The 12,971-nt window shown below is 55.8% G+C and carries 16 protein-coding genes and 1 tRNA gene; 8 read left to right on the top strand and 9 right to left on the bottom strand.

All coding sequences use genetic code 11. The features are described from left to right. Window positions 1-70: 70 nt before the first annotated feature. The 5 genes from O2N63_RS05540 to O2N63_RS05520 all read right to left on the bottom strand — a co-directional run bounded on the left by O2N63_RS05540 (window position 71) and on the right by O2N63_RS05520 (window position 2,737). Window positions 71-628, bottom strand: coding sequence for a F0F1 ATP synthase subunit B (locus O2N63_RS05540; protein WP_408629784.1), 558 nt, complete (start codon window positions 626-628; stop codon window positions 71-73). 4 nt (window positions 629-632) lie between these two features. Further along, on the bottom strand, window positions 633-1,172 hold the full coding sequence (locus O2N63_RS05535; RefSeq protein ID WP_271053234.1) for a F0F1 ATP synthase subunit B': 540 nt from the start codon (window positions 1,170-1,172) through the stop codon (window positions 633-635). A gap of 75 nt (window positions 1,173-1,247) precedes the next feature. Next, on the bottom strand, window positions 1,248-1,484 hold the full coding sequence (locus tag O2N63_RS05530) for a F0F1 ATP synthase subunit C (RefSeq protein WP_055188564.1): 237 nt from the start codon (window positions 1,482-1,484) through the stop codon (window positions 1,248-1,250). Between the two features lie 60 nt (window positions 1,485-1,544). Then, window positions 1,545-2,348, bottom strand: coding sequence for a F0F1 ATP synthase subunit A (locus O2N63_RS05525; protein ID WP_271053364.1), 804 nt, complete (start codon window positions 2,346-2,348; stop codon window positions 1,545-1,547). A gap of 41 nt (window positions 2,349-2,389) precedes the next feature. Beyond that, window positions 2,390-2,737 (bottom strand): AtpZ/AtpI family protein, encoded by a 348-nt coding sequence (locus O2N63_RS05520; RefSeq protein ID WP_271053233.1) that lies wholly within the window; start codon window positions 2,735-2,737, stop codon window positions 2,390-2,392. Between the two features lie 240 nt (window positions 2,738-2,977). On the opposite strand from O2N63_RS05520, the gene O2N63_RS05515 reads away from it, so the two are divergent. Then, window positions 2,978-3,316: an ArsR/SmtB family transcription factor gene (locus O2N63_RS05515; protein WP_271053232.1), complete on the top strand. Its 339-nt coding sequence runs from the start codon at window positions 2,978-2,980 to the stop codon at window positions 3,314-3,316. An 89-nt stretch (window positions 3,317-3,405) separates the two neighbouring features. Here O2N63_RS05515 and O2N63_RS05510 read toward each other — a convergent pair whose 3' ends face one another. Both O2N63_RS05510 and O2N63_RS05505 read right to left on the bottom strand, forming a co-directional pair. Continuing rightward, the gene (locus tag O2N63_RS05510; RefSeq protein ID WP_271053231.1) at window positions 3,406-4,314 is read right to left on the bottom strand and encodes a DMT family transporter; all 909 of its coding nucleotides are present in this window, start codon (window positions 4,312-4,314) and stop codon (window positions 3,406-3,408) included. Then, window positions 4,311-5,201 (bottom strand): LysR family transcriptional regulator, encoded by an 891-nt coding sequence (locus O2N63_RS05505; RefSeq protein ID WP_271053230.1) that lies wholly within the window; start codon window positions 5,199-5,201, stop codon window positions 4,311-4,313. Before O2N63_RS05505 ends, O2N63_RS05510 begins: the two co-directional genes overlap by 4 nt. A 134-nt stretch (window positions 5,202-5,335) precedes the next feature. Here O2N63_RS05505 and O2N63_RS05500 point away from each other — a divergent pair, with 134 nt between their 5' ends. Then, window positions 5,336-5,896: an FMN-dependent NADH-azoreductase gene (locus O2N63_RS05500; RefSeq protein ID WP_271053229.1), complete on the top strand. Its 561-nt coding sequence runs from the start codon at window positions 5,336-5,338 to the stop codon at window positions 5,894-5,896. A gap of 59 nt (window positions 5,897-5,955) precedes the next feature. Next, the gene (locus tag O2N63_RS05495) at window positions 5,956-6,432 is read left to right on the top strand and encodes a hypothetical protein (protein ID WP_271053228.1); all 477 of its coding nucleotides are present in this window, start codon (window positions 5,956-5,958) and stop codon (window positions 6,430-6,432) included. A 4-nt stretch (window positions 6,433-6,436) separates the two neighbouring features. Here O2N63_RS05495 and O2N63_RS05490 read toward each other — a convergent pair whose 3' ends face one another. Next, entirely contained in the window at window positions 6,437-7,708 is a 1,272-nt protein-coding gene (locus O2N63_RS05490) for a glycerate kinase type-2 family protein (RefSeq protein ID WP_271053227.1), read from the bottom strand. A gap of 100 nt (window positions 7,709-7,808) precedes the next feature. Beyond that, a tRNA-Leu gene (locus O2N63_RS05485) sits at window positions 7,809-7,895 on the bottom strand. A gap of 125 nt (window positions 7,896-8,020) precedes the next feature. Between O2N63_RS05485 and lipB the strand changes: the two genes are divergently transcribed. From lipB to O2N63_RS05460, 5 genes are all read left to right on the top strand, one after another. Beyond that, window positions 8,021-8,692, top strand: a complete 672-nt coding sequence (gene lipB / locus O2N63_RS05480; protein ID WP_333780724.1) for a lipoyl(octanoyl) transferase LipB — start codon at window positions 8,021-8,023, stop codon at window positions 8,690-8,692. A 160-nt stretch (window positions 8,693-8,852) separates the two neighbouring features. Beyond that, window positions 8,853-9,131, top strand: a complete 279-nt coding sequence (locus tag O2N63_RS05475) for a hypothetical protein (protein WP_271053225.1) — start codon at window positions 8,853-8,855, stop codon at window positions 9,129-9,131. A 788-nt stretch (window positions 9,132-9,919) separates the two neighbouring features. Beyond that, window positions 9,920-10,399, top strand: coding sequence for a c-type cytochrome (locus tag O2N63_RS05470; protein WP_271053224.1), 480 nt, complete (start codon window positions 9,920-9,922; stop codon window positions 10,397-10,399). Between the two features lie 205 nt (window positions 10,400-10,604). Beyond that, window positions 10,605-12,278, top strand: coding sequence for a cytochrome c oxidase subunit I (locus O2N63_RS05465; RefSeq protein ID WP_271053223.1), 1,674 nt, complete (start codon window positions 10,605-10,607; stop codon window positions 12,276-12,278). Between the two features lie 142 nt (window positions 12,279-12,420). After that, window positions 12,421-12,924, top strand: coding sequence for a DUF2244 domain-containing protein (locus tag O2N63_RS05460; protein ID WP_271053222.1), 504 nt, complete (start codon window positions 12,421-12,423; stop codon window positions 12,922-12,924). Window positions 12,925-12,971 lie beyond the last annotated feature (47 nt).

Here is a 12,971-nt window from a genome sequence, read left to right as displayed (position 1 = left end):
GCAAAAAACAAAAACCCCGGCTGCATCTCTGTGCAGCCGGGGTTTTCAATGTCTTGTGTCGCGGTCGCGATTAGTGGAGCTTGGCTTCCACGTCTTTGATGGCGGCATCGATCAGCTTGTTGCCATCGGTCGCAGTCATCTGCTTTGCGATCACGTCCTTAGCTGCATCGATGGCCACGGAAACGGCACTGTCGCGCACTTCCTTGACAGCGGCAGCTTGGGCTGATGCGATCTGATCTTCGGCGGCGGCCAGACGGCGCGCAATCGAAGCTTTCAGATCTTCCTTTGCGAGTTCAGCAGCGTTGGCGGCTTCTTCCTTGGCGTGGGCGACGATGCGCTCAGCCTGTTCAGCCACTTCCTTTTGCTTGCGCTCGTAAGACGCGAGAACTTCCCGGGCCTCATCTGCAAGCTTCTGTGCTTCCTCGATCTCGGATTTGATACCTTCTGCACGTTCGTCGAGCTTACCGCCCAACAGCTTGTGCACGCCCATGTAACCCAGGAAGGTCACAAACAGCAGGAAGGCCAGCCAGACTACCAGATCGGTGTTGGCCAGGTTCAGCCCGCCACCTGCGGCAAAAGCCGGTTGAGCAGCAATCAGGGCGAGCGGGGTGAGAACGCGTTTCATCATGTCCTTACCCTTTCATCCGAGCGGTCACAGCCGCGGTAACGGTCTTGGCGTCAGCCGAATGACCCAATGTGCCGAGGATTTCCTTGGCGGCATCTTTGGCCACAGCCTTGACGCTGTCCACAGCACCTGCGCGGATCTCGGCAATGGCAGCTTCGCTTTCAGCGGCCTTTGCAGCGATCTCGGCATCTGCCTTGGCAGCGGCGGCATCCACCTCAGCCTGAATTTCAGCACGCGCTTCGGCCACGATCTTGTTGGCCTCGGTGCGGGCATCCGCCAGCGCCTGGTTGTATGCAGCTTCGGCCTCAACGGCTTTCAGCTTCATCTCTTCGGCAGTGGTCAGATAGTTGGTGATCCGGGTTTGACGTGCCTGAAGGATACCTTCGATGCGCGGCAGCGCAATCTTGGACAGCACGAAGTAGATCACGACCAGCGTCACCACGAGCCAGAAGATCTGGTTCCCGAAGGTCGAGAAATCCAGCTGCGGCATGCCTGCAGATTCGGCAGCGCCGTGTGCAGCATCCGTGGTTTGAGTATTACTTGCCATGTCTTCTCTCCTGGAACCGAGTTACTTAGGGTGGATCAGGTCGTGACCCACCCCGGCGTAAGGATGGTTCAGGTCTTAGACGGCGAACATCAGCAGCAGAGCAACCAGGAACGAGAAGATGCCCAGGGCTTCTGCAAATGCGATACCGATGAAGAGAGTGGCGGTCTGTGCGGCAGCAGCCGACGGGTTGCGCAGAGCACCGGCCAGGAAGTTACCAGCAACGTGGCCCACACCGATAGCGGCGGCACCCGAACCGATAGCTGCCAGACCTGCACCGATGAATTGACCCATTTGAGCGATATTGCCTTCCATTTTCGTTTCTCCTTACGTTGGAATGCTTGAATTAGTGTGTGTTAGCGGGCTGCAACCGTCTTAGTGCGACGGATGCAGAGCATCTTTCAGGTATACGCATGTCAGGATGGTGAACACGTAAGCCTGGATGAAGGCCACGAGCACTTCCAGTGCGTAGACGGCCGAGATGGCGAGGATCGGGAAGAAGCCAAAGAGGCCCAGTGCTGCGGCAAAGCCTGCGAACACTTTGATAACGGCGTGACCGGCCATCACGTTACCAGCCAAACGAATAGAGTGGCTGACCGGGCGCACGAAATACGAGATCAGTTCGATCACGGCCAGGATTGGGCGCAACGGCAGCGGCGCCGAGGAAACCCAGAAGAGGCCGAGGAAACCGGCGCCGTTTTTCACGAAGCCCAGCACGGTGACAAAGACGAACACGATCATGGCCAGAACGGCGGTGACCGCGATATGCGAGGTCGGGGTGAAGGACATCGGGATCAGGCCAAGGAAGTTGGCGAACACGATGAACATGAACAGCGTCATGATGCCCGGGAAGTACTTAACGGCGTCTTTGCCAGCTACGTCTTCAACCATCTTGTAGACAAAGCCATAGGCCAGTTCGGCCACAGACTGGCTGCGGGTCGGAACTTCTTTGCCGCCCGAGGTGCCAACCACCAGCAACAGGATGATGCCCACAATTGCGAGGCCCATCCACAGGGTTTGGTTGGTCACGGTAAAGGTGCCCACATGCTCGCCACCAAAGAGCGGCGTCAGCTCGAACTGATCCATCGGGTGGATCGCCAGACCCGCATGTTCCGGAGCAAAGATCAGGCCCGAGACCAGCACAACTGCCAGAACAGCGAAGAATGCGATTTTGGCGATACCGCCAGACCCTTTGTTTGCGCTTTGATCAGCCACCTGTCTTACCCTTTTTCTTCTTCGGAGCCTGTGTCAGAGGTTTTCCCCTCACCAGCATCCGGTGTCTTCTGCATATGGGCCGCGGTGCCTAGCATGACCTTCACACCGGCCGCGAACCCCAACAATATGAACAGCACCATGAAAATCGGTTTTGTGCCAAACAGCGCATCAACCCCGTATCCGATGCCGAAACCGATCCCAAGACCGGCAATCAACTCTATGACCATCTGCCAGGCATATTGCGCCTGATTGTAGGCCTTGTCGCCGCTGTGTTCCTCTTCCTCTGCCCCTTTCGCCTTTTTCAGGCGGGCCTCAAGCGCTTTCAGACGCTCAGGATCGGGGTCGTTGGACATGGATCACCCTCGGATGAGCACAGTGGTAACAGTTGCGCCTTTGCTAAGGGGGATGGGGTTATGAGTCAACGCTGTTTAGCGCCAACATTAATCCAGTCAATGCATTGATAATAAAAGATAAATAAATTATCCGCAACTCTTTCTGCCTCCCCCACCCCTGTGAATGCGCGATTTCCCTTCAATTTCGCAAATTCAACCGATCGGTTGACGATCCGCGCCACTCCCCATAGGCATATCAACATGAACACCCCGCCCAGTCCGCATCTCGACCTCATATTTGCCGCCCTCGCCGACCCAACCCGGCGGGCAATCCTGACCATGCTTCTGGAAGATGACATGGCCGTCACCGATGTGGCCGAGCCGTTTGAGATGTCCCTCGCCGCTGTCTCCAAACACCTCACAATCCTGACCCGGGCAGGATTGATCAGCCAAGAGAAGCGCGGTCGGGTGAAATGGTGCAAACTCGAACCTGACGGTCTCAAAGGAGCCTCGGTCTGGATGCAGGGCTTTGGCCAGTTCGAACCTGTCAATCTCGACGATTTCGAACAATTCCTCGAAACTCAACTCTCAGAAAGCTGATCGCCATCTTCCTCTTGCCCCAAAATATCCTGGGGTGAGCGGCAAAGCCGCGAGGGGTGAAACCCCTCCCGAGCGAAACGAGGCAACCATCAGCGCGTTGATGCGTAAGCAGCAGCGCCCTTCCTTCGCAATAGCATCAAGAGTGCGACCACCGTCACGGCGATACCCACGAAGATGGTCGGGCTCGGTCCACCATGCCCCAAAGCCAGCTCCCACAAGATCACCCAACTCGGGGTCAGGTACCCATAGGCCATCACTTTTGCAGCGGGCAGACGACTGGAGGCAAACTGAAGGCAGTAGAATGAAATCGCCGTGGAAAACACCACAAGATAGGCCAGCACCAACCAGACGCGGAGCGGCACTGTCGACCAGTCAATTGCGATCAATGCGCCAAAAGACAAGACAAGCAGTAACAACCCACCCCCCATCAGCACACCAAATGTAAAGACCAGACCGTGCTCACCCCGGTTCAAACGCTGCAACAAGGGAATATAAATCGCATGAGCGACGACACCCAGTGCATAAACGGCTTCTCCATATCCAAGATCCAGCGACAAAAGCGCGCCGAGATCCCCTCGAAACACCACCCAAAGCGCTCCGACTGCACCTATAGCCAAAGCCGAGGCAATCAGGCCGGTGGTCACTTGCCGCATGATCAACCAGCCAAACCCTGCCGTAAAAACGGGCACCAATGTGAACAGGGCAGCGGTATTGACCGGAGGGGCCGTTTTCAGTGCCTCGAACATCAAAACGAAATAGGTGGCGAAGATACCTCCAGCGAGCAGGTATCTCCATGATGCGCGAAAATCAGAGCCGCGAAACCCCGGGCCGATTGCAACCAAAGCTCCAATCACTATTGCGGCCAACAAAAATCGTAACGTCATGAGCGGCAGGGGTGCCATGTCCCCCGCCACAAGCCCGCCCAGCGCATGTGACCCAGCAACCAAGGCGGAAAAGCACAGCATCACAAAATGCCCCAACTTTTCGGATCGCGTCATGAAAGCTGAATACCCTTCTCGTCCCGTCTCCAATCCCTTGCCGCTGCCTTGAAGGCGGAAAGCGCCGCTTGAACTTTGGCCGAGCGGTGAAGATCCACATGAGTGACCAGCCAGGTTTGCGCATTCCATTCTGGCTGCCGGTCCATCACGTCAACCAGCCCATGGGCGTCACACGTCGCCATAAAACCCAGCCCGGCCCCTGACCGCACCGCAGCGATCAATCCCCGGTCATCCGTTGCCCGAAAATGTACCGCTTCGAGGGGCACATGTTTTTCCTGCCAGCGCATGAAAGGCGCACGAGATCTGAGGTCTGCAAACCCTACAAACCGATGATCTCCCAACGTATCCATGGTCGGGCGTCCGAACCGTTCCACGTAACAAGGGGCAGCATAAAGCCCGATCTCCATTGTAAAGAACGGCTGCACCACGTTGTCCGGCTCTTCCGGGGCAGATCCCGCGCGTATCGCCACATGTGCTTCGCCATACTCAAGACGAAACACGCGAGCATCGGTCAGAAATCTCACCTGAACCTCGGGGTGGTCTCGTTGAAATTGCACCAGTACTGGTGCAACACGTTCGGCAAATGAGGGCAGCGCAGTCACGACAAGCTCTCCGGTCACCGTTTCGCCCTGCCCGCGCAATCGCCCACCAAGTTGAGAAAACTGGTCATCTGTGGTCTGCGCAACCCGCGCGAGATCGGCCCCGGCTTCGGTTGGCGTATATCCACGGGCATGCCTTTGAAACAGCTTTACACCCAGACGCTCTTCCAACGCATCGATATGTCGGATCACGGTCGCATGGTGAACACCAAGTGCGTCAGCAGCGCCGCTTACCGTACCTTCACGCACAACATAATAGGCCGTTCTGATTTCATCCCAATGCTCCATGCAACCCTCTCGATCCAGTGCTTGCCTCAACTGTGCGACTACGCACATCTAATGTGACATATCCCATATTGAGTTCATTTTTGCAGAGAACCATGTTGATGCCAACACGAAATAATGACTGAAAGGTTCCTGTAATGACCAAGATCTTGCGTATCGACAGCTCCGCCCGCACCGAAGGTTCGGTATCCCGCCAATTGGCAGACCGCTACATGACCCGCCTGTCGGGTGAGGTGACCACCCGCGACCTGGCACATGGTCTGCCCTATCTGGACGCCACCTGGACCGGCGCCACCTTCACCCCGCCCGAAGCCCGCAGCGACGAGCAAAACGCCGCCCTTGCCCTGTCAGATGAGCTGATTGCAGAATTTGATGCAGCCGACACCGTGGTGATCTCGGCTCCGGTCTACAACTTTACCATCCCGTCGACCCTGAAAACCTGGCTCGATCACCTGGCCCGTGTTGGCGTGAGCTTTCGCTACACCGAAAACGGGCCGGAAGGTCTGTTGAAGGATAAGCGCATTGTTGTGCTCCTCGCCTCTGGCGGCACACCGGTTGGTTCCCCTTATGACTTCGCCACACCCTATCTGAAACAAATGATCGGTTTCCTGGGCCTGACAAATGTCGAAGTGATCGGAGCGGCGGGCCCCAATGGGCTGGCGGAAGCCGAAGCAGGCGTTGATGCGCTTGCTGCATAGTCTCTTGATTTGAAAACCCAGACGCTCCGGTTAGTATTTATCCTAACTGGAGCGTTTCCATGAAAGTCACGACGAAAACACAAGATCAACTTATCCTTGATCATATTCCATGGCTCATGGGCGCGGGGATGATTTTTATGATCCTCATGTTCTCGGGCATAGGGTTATTCCTGTTTAAAGAAGATATTTTCCCCGGTGTGATGTTCATCGGGTTTTCTGCCATTCCGCTTCTGTTCCTCGTGAAATTCACAGCCCGCGTTCAAGTTATCTTTGACCGCCCTTCGGGGGTTGCCACCTTTCGACGTCGTGACTTTATGGGGTATGTCGAAGACAGCCTTCAGCTTTCATCAATCGACCACGCAGAAATCGAGAGACATGTCGGTCGCGACAGTGATGGAGATCGCAGCGTCACCTATCGCCCAATACTCACATTGCAGGATGGCAGCTCGCGACCACTGATCCGCATCTATTCCAATTTACGAGGCTTGGAACAGATGGTGGAAGAGTTGAACCAATGGCTGGATCACCCCTCCTGAACCATCATTCCGGGGGTTTATGGATCACGATCGCACGGAAGTCATTCACGTTGGTGCCGGTTGGCCCAGGGCTGAACAGATCCCCAATTGCATCAAAGGCGGTATAGGCATCATTTCGGGCCAGCATTGCCAGCGGGTCGCGACCTGCCGCATGCAACCGGGCCACCGTCTCGCCATCCGCAAAGGCACCGGCATTGTCCTCTGATCCGTCAATCCCGTCTGTATCCGCCGCAAGTGCGCTGATCCCTTCCATTCCATCCAGATCCAGCGACAGCGACAGCAAGAACTCTGTGTTGCGCCCACCACAGCCCTTGCCGCGAAGGGTGACGGTGGTTTCTCCACCAGACAGAATCACAACCGGTGCAGGGAACGGTCGATTTTTTTCTGCCACTTCGCGGGCAATGGCCGCGTGCATCCGGCCAATATCGCGCGCTTCACCTTCGATGGCATCGGACAGGATCACCGCAGGAAGGCCCAAGGCACCCGCTCGTTCAGCTGCGGCCTCGAGTGACTTGGCGGCTGACGCAATCACATGCACTTCATTCCCAACAAAATTGGCATGCGACGGATTGGGCGCTGCGCCATTCTTTATATGATCAATGATGTGATCGGGCAGCGAGATACGATAGGCTTCAATGGCTGCCAAAGCATCTTTTCGTCCGGTCTGATCTGGCACGGTCGGGCCGGAGGCAACCTGGGCCGGATCATCCCCCGGCACATCGGACACAATCAAGCTGACCAGCTTTGCAGGATGACAAGCTGCCGCCAACCGCCCCCCTTTGATACCTGACATATGTTTGCGGATCGCGTTCATCGCAGAAATAGGAGCACCGGAAGCCAAAAGCGCTTGATTAAGCGCCTGCTCATCCGCAAGGGTCATCCCGTCGGGCGGGCATGGCAGCAACGCCGATCCTCCACCACAGATCAGCGCAATGACGAGGTCATCCTCGGTTACCCCATCAACAGCGGCAAAAAGCGCCTCGCTCGCCGCAAGACCGGCTTCGTCAGGCACAGGATGTGCGGCCTCCATTATGCGGATTTTGTCGCAAGAACAGCCATATCCGTAGCGGGTGACAATCACCCCTTCGACCGGGCCTTCCCAAAGCTTCTCAAACGCCGCCGCCATTTGCGCCGCCCCTTTGCCCGCCCCAATCACCACCGTCCGCCCTTTGGGAGGCGCTGGAAGGTAACGTGCCAGAGCGTGCTCCGGGTTGGCCGCCTTGATGGCCGCGTTGAAAAGAGATGTGAGCAGTGAAATGTCAGCGCTATCTGTCATGCTGGCAGCATAACGCAGCTGATTGAGCAGGCAAAGTTTTCCCTGCGAGTGTAATCGCCTACTGGCTTTTTTACGCTTATCACATTGTAAGGGGGGTAAATGGTGCGGTCGAGAAGACTCGAACTTCCACTCCTGTTAAGGAACAGCGACCTCAACGCTGCGCGTCTACCAATTCCGCCACGACCGCACATCTAGGCTTGGTGAGGGGCGATATAGCGAAGGGCGCGGGGGATGTGAAGAGTAAAAGCGCGGGAAGGTGAAAAGTTTTTGCTGATTTTGACATTCGGCTCATTCACTGCCACATGATGCCTCATGAATGCACCTGAGAACATGCCCCCCGTCACCTGGGAAACCGCTGATACGCTGGTTGATTACGAAGAAGCCGTGGCCCGCATGGAAGCCCACGCCGACGCCATGGCCCGTGGCGAAGCGGGTGAATTGATTTGGCTGCTTGAACACCCGCCTCTATATACCGCAGGCACCTCGGCAGATCCCAAGGATCTGGTCGCGCCGGATCGCTTCCCTGTCTACTCGTCGAAACGCGGCGGACAATATACCTATCACGGGCCGGGACAACGCGTCGCTTATGTAATGCTCGACGTGGGCGCACGGGGCCGCGACGTGCGCGCTTTTGTGGCCGCATTAGAAGACTGGGTGATCAAGACGCTGGCTGAGTTCAATGTGACAGGCGAAAAACGCGACGGTCGTGTCGGCGTTTGGGTTGTCCGCGACGACAAACCGCTGACCGCTTTGGGTACGAAATCCGAAGACAAGATTGCGGCGATCGGTGTGCGCCTGCGCAAATGGATCAGTTTTCATGGCATCTCGATCAACGTGGAACCGGATCTGGAGCATTTCTCGGGCATCGTGCCCTGTGGCATCACAGAGCACGGGGTGACAAGCCTTGTCGATCTGGGTCTGCCTGTCACGATGGATGATGTAGATGTGGCGCTGAGGCGCTGTTTTGACGAAGTGTTTGGGTAAGCATCACGTTTGCTCGCACAGAGGGGCCCACCCGCCGCACCAGACCTCCGAGAATTGCATCGGTCCTCTGAGGAACGTATTTCACCAATAAGCGGGAAATCGCCAAAATCTCTGGAACGTGGGGTTGCCCCAATTTTTTCAAATTTCATTCATACCGTCGATGCAGCTCGAAGGGGGCGAGCAAATCTTCGGATGGGAGAATGAAACAATGAAGAGCTTTATTTCCGTACTCGCGATGTCAGTTATTGTGGGGACAGCCGCCCAAGGCACAACCGTACCCGACGAGGCCGATTTCGTTAATTCATGGCACGGGGTAGGCAGCGACCATCAAAACAACAACGAGCCTGGCGACACCGCTGACGACCGGCACAATTTTGATGACGCCACCGCTGGGGATTCAGATAAAAATCCAACCGACAAAAGCAGTCAACCTGAGTAGATCCTGCACCGGGTCAAACTTAGACACGCATCATGGGGAGCAGACGCATTAAGTGTCCCGCTCCCCATCAATTTTCTCGAAATTGGTGAACGCGCTCCGTTAGCCCCATTTTGGTTTTGGTTATTCCCAAACCATGCGCCCCGAGAGAGATGTTCAGAACCTCAAACCCATCTGCAACGGGGGAATGAAACGCCGACTTGAGGCAGATCTCAATACCTTCAAGACCTGACACGGCAGCAAAGCGGACAAGATCGGAATGCGCCTTTGCTCGCAAAATCAGGCCGGTCGTTCTTCCTTCGCACCGTTCTTTCCTTCATGACCGTGCTTAACGGGAATCACTGGCGTCTTGCGGATCAGTTGGTTGTCCTTTCGCCAAAGATTTGCGCCGTTGAGAGACCTGCCGCGAAGACGAGTGCTCAAAACGCGCTCCGGTTCAAGATCACTCTGGTTCACATTCTGGGGACTTACCGAGGCGCAGTATGCCAAATGTGTGTGCAGGCGTTATTCATCAAAACGCCAATCCGGGGGATATGCCAAATCAAGCACACCCGATCTTTCCCCCTGTTTTCAATGGCATCACCAAGCCGATTCGGGCATCCATGATCTTAACAGCGCGTGATGTGACAATTCCCCTTAATTTCCTTGCCATGTTAAGGGTTTCGGCGGATTCATTCCGTTACAATTCGTCACAGTTCAAACCCTTTTATTTTACACCATTTTGTAGCAGTCTCCGCCTCGGAATGAATTTCACGCTGCGTCGCGTGGATCTGTCAAACACGAGGACTAAGATGAAAAAAGCTCTTACTTCCGCCGCCCTTCTCTTCGCTCTGGCCACTGGTGCCCAAGCCGAAGGGGATGCAGCTGCCGGCGAAAAAGACTTCAAGAAATGCAAAGCCTGCCACACTGTTGTCAGCCCGGAAGGTGAAGTGATCTTCAAGGGCGGCAAAACCGGCCCGAACCTGTATGGCATCGTGGGTCGTCAGATCGGTGGCGCAGAAGACTTCAAATACGGTGCGTCGATCACTGCTCTGGGTGAAACCGGAGCCGTCTGGACCGAAGAACTTCTGGCCGCCTTTATCATGGACCCGAAAGGCTTTTTGAAAGAGCAGCTGGATGACAGCAAAGCTAAGACGAAAATGACCTTCAAATGGAAGAAGCCGGAAAACATCATCGCTTATCTGGCAAGCGTTGCCCCGGCCATGGAAGAGACCTCGGAAGAGGCTATGGAAGAAGCACCTGCTGAAGGCGATTCGGCGGCGACCAACTAAACAATTTTCGCAAATGGGCGTCAAAAGACGCCTTTTGCACCTGCGACATGTCGCCCCGGCGGGTAAATACCTGTCCGGGGCGCATTTTTTTCGCAATGCATCTGCAACGCGGCGTTGCGCCCTGCCCCCTTCCCATATTAAACACGTTAAAAAACCGGGCGGAGTGACTCTTCGGCCCAAAATTTAATCCCATAGGGAGGTATCTATGGCGGACGCAGCCGTTTCGAGCCATGACCACCACGATGATCGCGGGTTCTTTACCCGGTGGTTCATGTCCACCAACCACAAGGATATCGGCATCCTCTACCTGTTTCTGGCAGGTCTGACGGGTCTGATTTCTGTCAGCTTCACCGTTTACATGCGCATGGAACTGATGGATCCGGGCGTTCAGTACATGTGTCTGGAAGGCGCGCGTTTCTTTGCAGACGCAACTGCCGAATGTACCCCGAACGGACACCTCTGGAACGTGATGATCACCTATCACGGCGTCCTGATGATGTTCTTCGTGGTGATCCCCGCCCTCTTCGGTGGATTTGGCAACTACTTCATGCCGCTGCAGATCGGCGCGCCGGATATGTCCTTCCCACGGATGAACAACCTCTCGTTCTGGCTCTATGCTACGGGTGTTGCGCTGGGTGTGGCTTCGCTGCTCGCTCCGGGTGGCAATGACCAACTGGGGTCTGGCGTTGGTTGGGTGCTTTACCCACCGCTCTCGACCACCGAAGGCGGTTATTCCATGGATCTGGCGATCTTTGCGGTGCACGTCTCGGGTGCCTCTTCGATCCTGGGTGCAATCAACATCATCACCACCTTCCTGAACATGCGCGCACCGGGCATGACGCTTTTCAAAGTGCCGCTGTTTGCCTGGTCGGTCTTCGTGACCGCATGGCTGATCCTTCTGTCGCTGCCGGTTTTGGCAGGCGCCATCACCATGCTGCTGGTCGACCGTAACTTTGGCGGCACCTTCTTTGACCCGTCTGGTGGCGGTGATCCGGTCCTTTATCAGCACATCCTGTGGTTCTTCGGCCACCCGGAAGTGTATATCGTGATCCTGCCGGGCTTTGGTCTGATTTCACACGTGATTGGCACCTTTAGCCGCAAACCGATCTTTGGCTATCTGCCGATGGTCTGGGCGATCATCGCCATTGGTGTGATCGGCTTTGTTGTTTGGGCTCACCACATGTACACCGTTGGCATGTCGCTGACCCAGCAGTCCTACTTTATGCTGGCCACGATGGTCATCGCTGTCCCCACAGGTGTTAAGATCTTCTCCTGGATTGCGACCATGTGGGGCGGATCAATCGAGTTCAAGACCCCGATGCTCTTTGCATTTGGTTTCCTGTTCCTCTTCACCATCGGCGGCGTGACTGGCGTTGTGCTGTCACAGGCTGGTGTGGACCGCATCTATCATGACACCTATTATGTTGTGGCTCACTTCCACTACGTGATGTCGATCGGTGCTGTGATGTGTATTTTTGCCGGGGTCTATTTCTGGATCGGTAAAATGTCAGGTCGTCAGTACCCAGAGTGGGCCGGTAAGCTGCACTTCTGGACGTTCTTCATCGGTGTGAACCTGACCTTCTTCCCACAACACTTCCTGGGCCGTCAGGGCATGCCGCGTCGTTACATCGACTATCCGGAAGCCTTTGCCTATTGGAACAAGATCAGCTCTTACGGTGCCTTCATCGCATTTGCGTCTTTTGTGTTCTTCATCGGCATCGTGTTCTACACCCTGCTCAAGGGAAAACGCGTAACCGAGAACAATTACTGGAACGAATATGCGGATACGCTGGAGTGGACCCTGCCCACCCCGCCGCCAGAGCACACCTTTGAAATCCTGCCGAAGCAGGAAGAGTGGGATAAGGGCCACTCGCACTAAGGTGAGAAATTAATTTAAAGGCCCGGGCAAGCGTCCGGGCCTTTTTCTTTGAGGGAAGGCTGGGGGCGCTGCCCCCAGACCCCCGGGATACTTTTGGCAAGAGGAAGGGGCGACGGATAATCCAGCCGGAGCGAAATCAGATATGCCGTATGAGTGGATAGAAGCCGAGGGGGGAAACGCCCCCAAATTCGAGATACATCTCTGGCCCTACCGTTCGCTGCCCCGGCGCGGGTTCGTTTGGGTGATCGGGGTGGCTTCAGCTGCGTTCACACTCCCCCTGCTCGGGTTGCTTGGGCATTCGAGCTTGTGGTTGTTTCTACCCATCCTGCTGGGGACAATTGGGATATTGTGGTATTTTATTGAGCGCTCTTACCGGGATGGTGAAATCCTGGAAGTTCTTAAAATCTGGCCAGATCGCATGACCCTGACGCGTCACGGACCCCGCGGAGCATTTGCGGCGTGGGAAGCGAATCCATACTGGGTGACAGTACACCGCCACGAGACCAAAGGTCCGGTGCCGGACTATATCACGCTCGAAGGGGATGGGCGGGAAGTGGAAATTGGAGCATTTCTGTCGGAAGAAGAACGGCCTTTGCTCTACAAAGACCTGATCAGAACAATGCGAGATATACGTACTTCACACTAAAAAACCCCCGCAGAACGGCGGGGGTTTTGCGTTTTGCAGCGGGCGCG

Origin of the sequence: Aliiroseovarius salicola (genome assembly GCF_027891095.1) — a bacterium.
GTDB lineage: Bacteria > Pseudomonadota > Alphaproteobacteria > Rhodobacterales > Rhodobacteraceae > Aliiroseovarius > Aliiroseovarius salicola.
This window is presented reverse-complemented; position numbering and strand designations above follow the sequence as displayed.

Excerpts from the sequence above, each read along its gene's own strand:
- O2N63_RS05540 (WP_408629784.1), bottom strand. The coding sequence starts at position 628 with ATGATGAAACGCGTTCTCACCCCGCTCGCCCTGATTGCTGCTCAACCG.
- O2N63_RS05535 (WP_271053234.1), bottom strand. The coding sequence starts at position 1,172 with ATGGCAAGTAATACTCAAACCACGGATGCTGCACACGGCGCTGCCGAA.
- O2N63_RS05530 (WP_055188564.1), bottom strand. The coding sequence starts at position 1,484 with ATGGAAGGCAATATCGCTCAAATGGGTCAATTCATCGGTGCAGGTCTG.
- O2N63_RS05520 (WP_271053233.1), bottom strand. The coding sequence starts at position 2,737 with ATGTCCAACGACCCCGATCCTGAGCGTCTGAAAGCGCTTGAGGCCCGC.
- O2N63_RS05515 (WP_271053232.1), top strand. The coding sequence starts at position 2,978 with ATGAACACCCCGCCCAGTCCGCATCTCGACCTCATATTTGCCGCCCTC.
- O2N63_RS05510 (WP_271053231.1), bottom strand. The coding sequence starts at position 4,314 with ATGACGCGATCCGAAAAGTTGGGGCATTTTGTGATGCTGTGCTTTTCC.
- O2N63_RS05505 (WP_271053230.1), bottom strand. The coding sequence starts at position 5,201 with ATGGAGCATTGGGATGAAATCAGAACGGCCTATTATGTTGTGCGTGAA.
- O2N63_RS05500 (WP_271053229.1), top strand. The coding sequence starts at position 5,336 with ATGACCAAGATCTTGCGTATCGACAGCTCCGCCCGCACCGAAGGTTCG.
- O2N63_RS05495 (WP_271053228.1), top strand. The coding sequence starts at position 5,956 with ATGAAAGTCACGACGAAAACACAAGATCAACTTATCCTTGATCATATT.
- O2N63_RS05490 (WP_271053227.1), bottom strand. The coding sequence starts at position 7,708 with ATGACAGATAGCGCTGACATTTCACTGCTCACATCTCTTTTCAACGCG.
- lipB (WP_333780724.1), top strand. The coding sequence starts at position 8,021 with ATGAATGCACCTGAGAACATGCCCCCCGTCACCTGGGAAACCGCTGAT.
- O2N63_RS05475 (WP_271053225.1), top strand. The coding sequence starts at position 8,853 with ATGCAGCTCGAAGGGGGCGAGCAAATCTTCGGATGGGAGAATGAAACA.
- O2N63_RS05470 (WP_271053224.1), top strand. The coding sequence starts at position 9,920 with ATGAAAAAAGCTCTTACTTCCGCCGCCCTTCTCTTCGCTCTGGCCACT.
- O2N63_RS05465 (WP_271053223.1), top strand. The coding sequence starts at position 10,605 with ATGGCGGACGCAGCCGTTTCGAGCCATGACCACCACGATGATCGCGGG.
- O2N63_RS05460 (WP_271053222.1), top strand. The coding sequence starts at position 12,421 with ATGCCGTATGAGTGGATAGAAGCCGAGGGGGGAAACGCCCCCAAATTC.